10 protein-coding genes and 1 pseudogene are annotated in these 9,908 nt (G+C 72.2%); 6 read left to right on the plus strand and 5 right to left on the minus strand.

Annotated features, from left to right (window positions below; genetic code table 11):
* Window positions 1-9 precede the first annotated feature (9 nt).
* The 3 genes from OJ254_RS05115 to OJ254_RS05125 are packed head-to-tail and all read left to right on the plus strand — an operon-like array spanning window position 10 to window position 1,662.
* The gene (locus OJ254_RS05115) at window positions 10-468 is read left to right on the plus strand and encodes a carboxymuconolactone decarboxylase family protein (RefSeq protein WP_265361421.1); all 459 of its coding nucleotides are present in this window, start codon (window positions 10-12) and stop codon (window positions 466-468) included.
* Between the two features lie 4 nt (window positions 469-472).
* Complete coding sequence (locus OJ254_RS05120; protein ID WP_265361422.1) at window positions 473-922, plus strand: carboxymuconolactone decarboxylase family protein; 450 nt, start codon at window positions 473-475, stop codon at window positions 920-922.
* Window positions 919-1,662 (plus strand): isocitrate lyase/PEP mutase family protein, encoded by a 744-nt coding sequence (locus OJ254_RS05125; protein WP_265361423.1) that lies wholly within the window; start codon window positions 919-921, stop codon window positions 1,660-1,662. The genes OJ254_RS05120 and OJ254_RS05125 overlap by 4 nt, the downstream gene beginning before the upstream one ends.
* Window positions 1,663-1,762: 100 nt before the next feature.
* On the opposite strand, the gene OJ254_RS05130 is transcribed toward OJ254_RS05125, so the two are convergent.
* Complete coding sequence (locus tag OJ254_RS05130) at window positions 1,763-2,284, minus strand: carboxymuconolactone decarboxylase family protein (protein WP_265361424.1); 522 nt, start codon at window positions 2,282-2,284, stop codon at window positions 1,763-1,765.
* 46 nt (window positions 2,285-2,330) lie between these two features.
* Here OJ254_RS05130 and pdxR point away from each other — a divergent pair.
* Window positions 2,331-3,757, plus strand: a pseudogene (gene pdxR, locus OJ254_RS05135) (MocR-like pyridoxine biosynthesis transcription factor PdxR).
* 35 nt (window positions 3,758-3,792) lie between these two features.
* Here pdxR and OJ254_RS05140 read toward each other — a convergent pair.
* From OJ254_RS05140 to OJ254_RS05150, 3 genes are all read right to left on the minus strand, one after another.
* Window positions 3,793-4,959 (minus strand): trypsin-like serine peptidase, encoded by a 1,167-nt coding sequence (locus OJ254_RS05140; RefSeq protein WP_265361425.1) that lies wholly within the window; start codon window positions 4,957-4,959, stop codon window positions 3,793-3,795.
* 320 nt (window positions 4,960-5,279) lie between these two features.
* Window positions 5,280-5,705, minus strand: a complete 426-nt coding sequence (locus OJ254_RS05145) for a hypothetical protein (protein WP_265361426.1) — start codon at window positions 5,703-5,705, stop codon at window positions 5,280-5,282.
* Window positions 5,706-5,942: 237 nt separating this feature from the next.
* On the minus strand, window positions 5,943-6,224 hold the full coding sequence (locus OJ254_RS05150; RefSeq protein WP_261956078.1) for a response regulator transcription factor: 282 nt from the start codon (window positions 6,222-6,224) through the stop codon (window positions 5,943-5,945).
* Between the two features lie 482 nt (window positions 6,225-6,706).
* On the opposite strand from OJ254_RS05150, the gene OJ254_RS05155 reads away from it, so the two are divergent.
* Together OJ254_RS05155 and OJ254_RS05160 are read left to right on the plus strand one after the other, a co-directional pair.
* Window positions 6,707-7,444: a hypothetical protein gene (locus OJ254_RS05155; protein WP_265361427.1), complete on the plus strand. Its 738-nt coding sequence runs from the start codon at window positions 6,707-6,709 to the stop codon at window positions 7,442-7,444.
* A gap of 423 nt (window positions 7,445-7,867) precedes the next feature.
* Window positions 7,868-8,827, plus strand: a complete 960-nt coding sequence (locus tag OJ254_RS05160) for a hypothetical protein (protein ID WP_265361428.1) — start codon at window positions 7,868-7,870, stop codon at window positions 8,825-8,827.
* An 84-nt stretch (window positions 8,828-8,911) separates the two neighbouring features.
* Here the strand turns inward: OJ254_RS05160 and OJ254_RS05165 are convergent, their stop codons facing one another.
* Window positions 8,912-9,907, minus strand: coding sequence for an ABC transporter substrate-binding protein (locus OJ254_RS05165; protein ID WP_265361429.1), 996 nt, complete (start codon window positions 9,905-9,907; stop codon window positions 8,912-8,914).
* Window position 9,908 lies beyond the last annotated feature (1 nt).

Below are 9,908 nucleotides of genomic sequence, written 5' to 3' on the forward strand. Positions count from 1 at the left end.
GTCGTGGCCATGACGACGACATCAACCGGCCCCCGGATGCACTGGGCCAAGCTCGCGCCCGAGGTCTACAAGGCCATGATCGCGCTGGACGCGGCGGCGAAGAAGGACCTGGACCCGGTGCTGGTCGAGCTGGTCAAGATCCGGGCGTCCCAGCTCAACAAGTGCGCCTTCTGCCTCGACATGCACATCAGGGACGCCCGCGAGGCCGGGGAGACCGAGGAGCGGATCTACCTGCTCGGCGCCTGGGCGGAGGCCGAGGAGTACTACACCGGCAAGGAGCGGGCGGCGCTGGCGCTGACCGAGGCCGTGACCGTGGTGACCGAGGGCTTCGTCCCGGACGAGGTGTACGAGCGGGCCGCGGCCCACTTCGAGGAGCCCGAGCTCGCCCAGCTGATCGCCCTGATCACCACCATCAACGCCTGGAACCGCTTCGGCGTGACCACCCGCATGACCCCGGGGAGGGCCTGAACCGATGTCCGCCCGTATGAAGTTCTGGGGCCGGCAGCCCGCCTTCTACCAGGCGCAGCTGGCACTGACCACGGCCGCCAAGAAGGGCCTGGGCGACCCGGTCCTGGCCGAGCTGGTGGTGCTGCGCGCCTCGCAGCTCAACCGGTGCGCGTTCTGCATCGACATGCATGTGAAGAACCTGCGTCAGGCCGGGGTGAGCCGGCAGCGGATCGATCTGTTGCCGGCGTGGGAGGAGGCGGGTGACCTCTACTCGGCGCGGGAACGGGCCGCGCTGGCGTTCACCGAGGCCGTCACCGTCCTGACCGAGGGCCACGTCCCGGACGCGGTCTACGAGCGGGCCGCGGCCCACTTCGACGAGCGCGAACTGGCCCATCTGCTCGCGGTGATCGTCGCGATCAACAACTGGAACCGGGTCAACGTCACGGTCCGCCAGCCGCCGGGGCAGGAGCTGTGAGCGCGGCCGCGACGCTGCGCGCGCTGCACCACGGCCCGCGGCTGCCGCTGGTCCTGCCCGGCCCGTGGGACGCGGCCGCCGCCCGGGTCTTCGCCGACGCCGGCTTCCCGGCGCTGGCCACGCCCAGCGCGGGCATCGCCGCCGCCCTCGGCCACGAGGACGGCCGGACGCCGCCGGCCGAGATGTTCGCCGCGATCGCCCGGATCGTACGGGCGGTGGACGTGCCCGTCACGGCGGACGTGGAGGCCGGGTACGGGCTGTCCGCGAGGGAACTGGTGGGCCGGCTGCTGGACGCCGGGGCGGCCGGCTGCAATCTGGAGGACAGCGACCACGCCGCCGGCGCCCTGCGCGACGCCGAGGAGCAGGCCGCCTGGCTGGCGGAGGTACGGGCCGAGGCCGGTGACGCGCTGGTGATCAATGCGCGGATCGACACGTACCTGCGGGGCGTCGAGGGCGAGCGGGAGACGGCGGAGACGGTGCGCCGCGGTCTGCTCTACGCGGCGGCGGGCGCCGACTGCGTCTACCCGATCCTCGCCCCGCCCGCGCTGCTGTCCGCTCTGGCCGCCGCCATCGGCCGCCCGGTGAACGCCCTCGCGGTGCCCGGCGGGCCCGACCCGGAGGAGCTGGGCGCGCTGGGCGCGGCCCGGATCACCTTCGGCGGCGGGCTGCAGCGCGCGGCGATGGCGACGCTGGCGGAGGTGGCCGAACGGCTGCGGGGCGGGCGGCCCGCGGAGGGCTAGCCGCCACGGACGGGACGCGGTGGGGCGGGCGTACAGGGGTCGCCCGCCCCGCCCGGCCCCGCGTCAGCGTTCGTCGGCCCCGCCCGGCCCCGCGTCAGCGTCAGCGTTCGTCGGTCCCGGCGACCTTGCCGGTGCTGAGCGCGATCCGGTTCCAGGTGTTGATGGTGAAGATCAGCGCCAGCAGCCGGGCCAGCTCGTCCTCCGCGAAGTGCCGGGCGGCCCGCTCGTACACCGCGTCCGGCACCCCGCCGTGCGCGACCAGCGTGACGGCCTCGGTGAGCGCCAGCGCCGCCCGCTCCCGGTCGGTGAAGAAGTGCGCCGCCTCCTCCCAGACGGCGACCATGTGCAGCCGCTCCTCGCTCTCCCCCGCCTTGCGGGCGTCGGTGGTGTGCATGTGCAGGCAGTAGGCACACTTGTTGAGCTGCGAGGACCGGATCTGGACCAGTTCGACCAGGGCCGGGTCCAGCCCCTCGCGAGCCGCGGCGTCGAAGCCGATCAGCGCCCGGAAGGCCTTGGGAGCGGCCTTGGCGAAATTGACCCGGGGGGCGCGGAGTTCGGTGGCTCCGGTTGCTTCGTGGGCGGCTGCGGTGTTCGTCGTCTCATGCCCTGCGGTGTTCGTCATGCTGTGAATCTATGAGTCCGGGCGACCGGCTGTAGGGTGCATTTCCATGCCGGAATCATGGGTCAATTCCGCCACGGGGCTGGGCGCCGATCTGCATCTGGAACTGACCGGTCCGGGCGGCCGCCGCGCCGCCCTGCTCGGCGCGCTCCGCGAGGCCGTACGGTCCGGGCGACTGGCCCCCGGCACCCGCCTGCCGCCGTACCGCTCGCTCGCCGCGGACCTGGGCCTCGCCCGCAACACCGTCGCCGACGCCTACGCCGAACTCGTCGCGGAGGGCTGGCTCACCGCCCGCCAGGGCTCCGGCACCCGTGTGGCACACCGGGCGCAGCCGCTGACGCCCACCCGGGCCCCGGCCCACCGCGTCCCGGCGGCCCGCCCCCGGCACAACCTCCTCCAGGGGCAGCCGGACGCCGCCGCGTTCCCCCGCACGGCCTGGGTCGCCGCCGCCCGCCGGGCGCTGACCGCCGCCCCCGACGACGCGTTCGGGCCCGGTGATCCGCGCGGCCGCCCGGAACTGCGCCGCGCGCTGACCGACTATCTGGCGCGCACCCGCGGCGTCCGCACCGACCCCGGCCGGATCGTCATCTGCTCCGGTTTCGCGCACGCCCTGCGGCTGCTGTTCCCGGCCGTCCTGCCCGGCCCGCTCGCCGTCGAGTCGTACGGCCTGCCCTTCCACCGGCAGCTCCTGGCCGCGGCCGGCACGCTCACCCGCCCCCTGGCGGTCGACGAACTCGGCGCGGACACCGGGAGTTGGCCGACCTGGACGAGGTGCGGGCGGTGCTGCTCACGCCGGCCCACCAGTTCCCCACCGGCGTCCCGCTGCACCCCGACCGCCGGGCCGCCGCCATCAACTGGGCGCGGTCCGGCGGTGGTTACGTCATCGAGGACGACTACGACGGCGAGTTCCGCTATGACCGCCGGCCGGTCGGCGCCCTGCAGGGCCTGGACCCGAAGCGGGTGATCCACCTCGGCTCGGTCAGCAAGAGCCTGTCGCCCGCGGTGCGGCTGGGCTGGATGGTGCTGCCCGGCCGGCTGGTCGACGCGGTCCTCGCGGCCAAGGGCGAACGGGAGGCCTGGGCCGGGGTCACCGACCAGCTCACCCTCGCGGAGTTCCTGACGTCCGGCGCCTACGACCGGCACGTCCGCCGGATGCGGCAGCGCTACCGGCGGCGCCGGGACCAGCTGGTCGACGCGGTGGCCGGCCATGCGCCGGGGCTGCGCGTCACCGGCATCGCCGCCGGGCTGCACGCCGTCCTCCAACTCCCGGACGGTTCGGGCGAGTCGGACGAGCGGGCCGCGCTGCGGGCCGCCCGCTGGCAGGGCCTGGCCCTCGACGGACTGTCGGAGTACCGCCATCCGGAGGCATCGACGCCGCCCCGGCACGGCCTGGTCGTCGGCTATGCCACCCCGTCCGAGAGTGCCTTCCCGGCGGCCCTGGCGGCGCTGTGCCGGGCGCTGCCGCCGGGGCCGTAGGAGGACGTTCCGCCGCAGGGAGCGGGCGGGGCCGGCTACTGGCCGGCGAACTTGCGGCTGATGCCGTCGAAGACCCGCTGCGCCTCGGGGCCGAGGTGCGGGCCGGCCAGCCAGGTGTGCGCGTTGGAGCTGATGGAGGTGTTGGAGACCAGGGTCAGCTTGCCACCGCGGTTGACGAACCAGCCGCCGCCGGAGGTGCCGCCGGTCATCGTGCAGCCGATGCGGTGCATGGCGGGCGTGCCCTGCTGCATGACCAGCCGGCCGGGGCGGGCCGGGCAGTTCATCATCCGCGCGCCGTCGTACGGGGGCGCGGCCGGGTAGCCGAACGCGTCGAGCGAGCTGATGCCGTCGGCGGAGGGGGCGTTGAACCACACCTGGGCGGCGGCGCCGACGGTCTCCTGGAGCGACTTGCCGCTGCCGTTCTCCGGCTTCACGTGCAGCACCGCGAAGTCGTAGGCCGAGCCGCCGTTGCCGGTCTCCTCGCTGCCCATGTTGATCCACTCACCGGACGTGGTGATCCAGTCCGCCCAGAAGCGGCCGTAGGGGGTGACCTGCTGGGCGGGGGTGGCGCCGACCTGGTTCATCGGGACGCCGTTGTCGTTGTACGACGGGACGAAGACGATGTTGCGCATCCAGCCGCCCTGCTTGCCGGAGTGCACGCAGTGGCCGGCGGTCCACACCAGGTTGGACTTCCCCGGGTGCGCGGGGTCCTCGACGATCGTGCCGGAGCAGACCATCGGGCCCTTGGGGCTGTCGAAGAAGATCTTGCCGACCGGCGCCATGTGCTGGTGGTACGGGCGGGCGACCTGCTCGGCGGTGACCGGCCGCGGCTCGGGGTCGGAGGCGGATCCGCTGCCCGCGCCGGTGGCGTTCACCCCGATCTCCGGGGCGGCCTTGGCCTTGGCCAGCCGGTCGGCCTTCCAGTGGTCCTTGATGATCGGGTTGGCGAAGTCCGAGGCCTTGCGGGCCCAGTCACCCCAGTCGTTCCAGCCGCCGTCCTTCCACTTCTTCAGGCCGTCGATGCTGGTCGGCATGCCCTTGGGCAGCTTCAGGCCCCCGTCGCCCGGGCCCTTCTGGTCGGCGGCGGCCGAACTGCCGGGCGCGGCGGCCTTGTCGTCGCTGGGGCCGCACCCGGTGGCGGTGACCGCGAGCAAAGCGGCCACGGCGACGGCCGCGGCGGTGGAACGGCGGATGGCAGGCATGGAAGCGGAAGTCCCCCCGGTGCGTGGCGGCCGCGGCACGCGGCGCCATGGTGTGCTGTGTCATGTCCCGTCTCGGACTGCGCCCTACTATGCCGCCCCTCAGGGCCCGGGAGACGGCCAGGGCCGAGAGGCCCGGGGACATAACGGGAGGGGTCACCGCACGTCGGACGGCCCCGCACCGGCGGCAGCGGTGCGGGGCCGAGTGCCGCCCACGCTCCCCCCACAGGAGGCAGGCAGCGGTCGGGGGACGAAAGACGGAGAGGCCCAGGACCTCGGGGGTGGTCCTGAGCCTCTCCTGGAGGTGGGCCGGTGGCGGGTGGTTACCGCAGGAGCTTGACGATCAGCTCCAGCACGTACTTGTCGACCTTCTCCAGGACGATCCGGACCGGGCTCGACGGCTTGAGGGTCTTCACCCACTTCCGGAAGGCGGCGACGCCCTTCTTCGCGGCGGCCCTGGCCTCCTTGTAGTGCTTGCCGAGCACCTTCTTGAGGAACTTCACGATCGCCTTGGCGCGGTCCTTGGCGTCCTTGCCCGAAATGCCCGGCGCCTGGGCCTTGTCGAGGCCGGCCGCGTAGGTCACCGCGGTGAGGGTGTTCACGTCACCGGCCGAGCGGACCGCGCCCACCTGGACCGAGGAGACGACCGGCGTCCGGGAGTGCTGGGCCGCACTGGCCATGGGTGCCGCGACACCCAGCGTGACCGCGGCGGCGAGGGCGGTGGCGGCCATCCGCATCGTCTTGCGCATGGAACTCCTCTTCTCTCTCTCGCGGCGCACCGGTTGTCGGTGATCGCCCGGAAAGAGTCTTCCGCCGCCGCCCGGCATTCCGCTATTGCCTCTTCGGGCATCGGACGGATGGCCAACGGACTTCCGGCCATTGACCGAAAGGGACGGCCACCGAGGGGAATTGAGGATTTCGGCCGAAGGTAAAGGAACCTCCTCGCCCGTCCCGAGGGCGAGGAGGTTTCCGGCGGCCTGCCGGGATTACGAACGGTCCACCGGGAGACTGCCGTCCGGCGGGCTGATGTCGTGATGGTGCGCGTAGGCGAAGATGGCCGCTTCGATACGGGTGGCCACCTCAATCTTGGTCATGAGATTGGCCAGGTGAGCCTTGACGGTGCGTTCGGTGATGCCGAGTTGCTGCCCGATCTCCCGATTGGACGCGGCTTTCCCGATGAGGATGAGCACTTGGCGTTCGCGCGGCGTCAGATGAGGGATTCTGGAGGGGTCTCCCGGTGTCGGGCGCGGGCTCGTGGGGTACGCCACGGTTATCCGCGCAGCCGATAGGTCACTTTTGTTGCACGTATGACTCTGAGGCAAAGCAGTTCTACCTTCCCCGTATTCTGCTTATGAGTCCTGCTGGGCACGGTCGACCCGCTTTCTCCCCGGTTGGTCGAGTCGGGGTTCCGGCGGACGAACATGGGCGTGCGGTCATCGTGCGCTGCGGTCCGCGGTCCGCCCCGGCATTCCGGGAGGCGGGCGCGGTGACCGCCCGACGCGACCTCGGCCCGGCATGAGCGGCGTCACGGTCGGTAACTGCCCAGCAAAGCGAGGCCACATGGCCGGAAAGAGCACTTACCGCAGATCTTAAAGGGTTCCTAAACCGCCGGTACGTGTTTGGGAAGTGGATCTCCCCGGCCCCGGCCTGTCCCGAGGGGCACCGGCCAAAGGGTCAATACCGCCCCGGCGGCCCCGTTCGTACGCTCGGTCTCCCCTCCGTACCCCGGAACTGAGCAAGAGGAGATTTCATGAGCAGCGGTTCCACCATGCGCCGGATCGGGTCAGCCGCCGTGGCCGGCGCGGCGGCGCTCGCGGTGCTGGCACCCACGGCCTCGGCCGCCGGCCGGCCGGCGCCGCCGGCGCCCGTGGGCGCCGTGCAGCACTCGCTCATGAGCAAGCTGACGGTCACGGGCTACCTGCAGTACCTGGCGTCCCGGCACACCCCCGAGGCGAAGCGGACCCTCACGGCGTTCCGCGCGCTGCCGAAGGCCAAGCAGCAGAAGTTCGTCGGCTACCTGCAGAACCGCAAGGTCTACCAGGCGCTCACCGCGTCGCTGAAGGGCACCACCCGGCCCGGCGGCCTGCGCAGGGCCACTCCGTACAACCCGGATGTGTCCTTCGTGAAGGAGGTGCGGGTCGAGGCCAAGGGAAAGGTCGCCGGTGCGGTGAACACCCGGGTCGGCTTCGCGATGTCGGAGGAGATCTTCGGCATCCCGGTCACCACCGAGAAGGTGTGGGTGCAGTACCTGGCCAAGGGCGGCCGGGCCACCCAGCTCAAGGGCGGCGGCGCGACGGTGACCAACGTCAACGCGGCGGTGGACATCAAGGGCGGCGGCACGCCGCGCCTGGTCCGTGGGGCGGCCACCCTCTCCGCCACCTGGAAGGCCACCCCGCGCCACGCCTCCTTCGGCAAGGGGATCGACAAGCTCCAGGCCCTCGACGCCGGTGTGCAGGGCTACTGGCGGGCGAGCCTGCACAACGCCTGAGCCGGTGCGGACCGCCGCGCGTCACGGACGGGCGGCGGGCACCCTCGGGTCCCGGTACGCGGCGGCGCGCGGCTGCCGTCCCGGTCCGCCCGGTCCTCCTGATGCCCCATGGCGGAACTCCCCGAGTTGTTCCGCCGTGGGGTACCACTGTTTCTGGCAACGGCAGCACCACCAGCGCCAGTTGTCCCAGTCGGTACTGGTCTGGGTGGTGTCCTTCCACAACCAGTCGTCACAGTCGGTCGTGGGCATTTCGGGGGAAGCGGCATGGTGGCATCCTCGGGCGTCCCGGCCCGTGCGCCGGGCCGAACCTCCCGGCCACCATCCGAACGGGTGAGCCCCCACCCGGCGCAGCAGGGCCGGTCCGATGGGTTCTAGGCTCCTTTCGGACAACACCCCGCCACGCGCCATCCGATGAGGAGACCCATGTCCCCACCCGGCCCCGGACCCGGGCCCGCGGCCCCGTCGTTCAGCAAGCCGCCGCAGGGGCCCGGGCGCGGTGCCGGGCCGGCGCCGCGGCGGTCCCGGACCGGGCTGGTGGCGCAGTTCGTGCTGCAGTTCGTCTACCTCCCGCTGTGGGTCCTGGTCGCGGTCGGGCTGGTCGTCCTCGCGATCTGGCTCGACGGCGCCGGCAACGCCAATGTCGGCCCGCCGCCGGGGGTGTTCAGCTTCTCGAAGGCCGCGCTCTCCTGGCGGCGGCTGCGCATCGAGTGGCACGGCCGGGCCGAGGACTGGGCGCCGTTCACCGAGGAACTGCTGCGGGAACGGTTCGCCAAGGCGGAGGAGAACAGCGGCTGGGCGCCGGCCCTGCTCCCGCCGAGCGGCGTCCGGCGGGCCACCGCACAGCTGCCGCTGCGCCACTACCGCGGACTGGGCGCGGGCGGCGTCGAGCAACTGGCCCGGCGCCACGGCTGGTCGGTGGACTGGTCCCGGCACCGCGCCGGCACGCAGAAGGTGCACCTCTTCCGGCTGCTGCCGCCCCCGGCGCACACCGGGGTGCCCGACCCGCACGGCCCGCCGGCGCCGCCCGGCGCGCCCTGGGGGCCGCTGCCCGCCCGGCTCGCGATGCCGCTGCTGACGTTCGTCTTCCTGCCGCGGCTGCGCACGCTGGAGCTGCGCCGCGACCCGGAGGCGTACGCGGCCCCTCTGCGGAAGTATCTGGCCAAGCGGTTCGCCACGGAGCAGGCCCGCGACCGGCGCGGCCACTACACCGCCGACGACGACGGCCGGATCCTGCGCCGGGTCACCGTCAGCAGCCGGCACTACCGCGCGGCCGGCGCCCAGACGGTGCTGCGGGTGGCCGCCGAGCAGGGGTGGCGGCTCGACCACTCGTACCGGACCGAGCCGGAACGCACCGTGCGGCTGTGCCGCCCGGACGGCCCGTAGGCAAGGGCCCGCCCGGCGCACGAGAAAGGGGGTGCGGGCCCACGGGCCCGCACCCCCTTCGTCCGACGTCCGGCCGGCGACCGCCTACTTCTTCTTCGGCAGCCAGGCCTTCCAGACGTCCGGGTGCTTGTCCACCCACCGCTTGGCCGCCTCATCGGCGGACAGGCCGCTTGAGGCGATGGATTCGGAGACCTCGTTCTGGTCGTCCTTGGTCCACTTGAAGTTCTTCAGGAACGCCGCGGCGCTGCCGCCGCTCTTGGCGAAGTTGGTGTTGAAGTACTTCTGGAGCGGGGTGGTGGGGTACGCGCAGTCGATGGACTGCGGGTCCTTGGTGCCCTTCTCCGCACAGGCGTCGGTGTACTTGGGGAGCTTGACCTCCACCATCGGCACCTGGTTGAAGAGCCACTGCGGCTCGTACCAGTACGTGAGGAAGGGCTTCTTCTCCTTGGCGAACTGCTGGATCTGGGTGATCTGGGCCGCCTCGGAGCCGGCGAACACCACCTCGTAGTTGAGGTGGAGGTTCTTCACCAGCGCCTTGTCGTTGGTGACGTAGGACGGCGAACCGTCCATCAGCTGGCCCTTGTTGCCGCTCTCGGACGTGCGCAGCTGCTTGGCGAACTTGTTGAGGTTCTTCCAGTTGGTGACCTCGGGGTGCTTGTCGGCCCAGTACTTGGGGACGTACCAGCCGATGTGGCCGGTGACACCGTTGCCGCCGCCCGCGGTGATCGTCTTCTTGTCCTTGACGTACCGCTTCTCCTGGTCCGGGTGGCCCCAGTCCTCCAGGATCGCGTCGACCCGGCCCTGGCTGAGGGCGTCCCAGGCGGGGATCTCGTCCACCTGGACGGTGTCGACGTGGTAGCCCAGCTGGTGTTCCAGCAGGTACTTGGCGACGGCCACATTGGACTGCGCGCCGACCCAGGTCTGCACGGACAGTGTGACCGACTTCGAGCCCTTGGCCGCGGCGAACGGCGAGGTCTGCTTGGTCATGTCGGCCTTGCCGCAGGCGGACAGGGACAGCGAGAGCGCCACCGTGCCGGCGAGCACGGTCGTACCGAGGAAGGCTTTGCGCGTACGGGACATG

Source organism: Streptomyces endophytica, from assembly GCF_026153355.1.
Lineage (GTDB): Bacteria > Actinomycetota > Actinomycetes > Streptomycetales > Streptomycetaceae > Streptomyces > Streptomyces endophytica.

What these genes read in the sequence shown, in the direction of transcription:
- OJ254_RS05155 (WP_265361427.1), top strand. Translation starts at nt 6,707, where the DNA reads ATGAGCAGCGGTTCCACCATGCGCCGGATCGGGTCAGCCGCCGTGGCC.
- OJ254_RS05130 (WP_265361424.1), bottom strand. Translation starts at nt 2,284, where the DNA reads ATGACGAACACCGCAGGGCATGAGACGACGAACACCGCAGCCGCCCAC.
- OJ254_RS05140 (WP_265361425.1), bottom strand. Translation starts at nt 4,959, where the DNA reads ATGCCTGCCATCCGCCGTTCCACCGCCGCGGCCGTCGCCGTGGCCGCT.
- OJ254_RS05165 (WP_265361429.1), bottom strand. Translation starts at nt 9,907, where the DNA reads ATGTCCCGTACGCGCAAAGCCTTCCTCGGTACGACCGTGCTCGCCGGC.
- OJ254_RS05160 (WP_265361428.1), top strand. Translation starts at nt 7,868, where the DNA reads ATGTCCCCACCCGGCCCCGGACCCGGGCCCGCGGCCCCGTCGTTCAGC.
- OJ254_RS05145 (WP_265361426.1), bottom strand. Translation starts at nt 5,705, where the DNA reads ATGCGCAAGACGATGCGGATGGCCGCCACCGCCCTCGCCGCCGCGGTC.
- OJ254_RS05120 (WP_265361422.1), top strand. Translation starts at nt 473, where the DNA reads ATGTCCGCCCGTATGAAGTTCTGGGGCCGGCAGCCCGCCTTCTACCAG.
- OJ254_RS05115 (WP_265361421.1), top strand. Translation starts at nt 10, where the DNA reads ATGACGACGACATCAACCGGCCCCCGGATGCACTGGGCCAAGCTCGCG.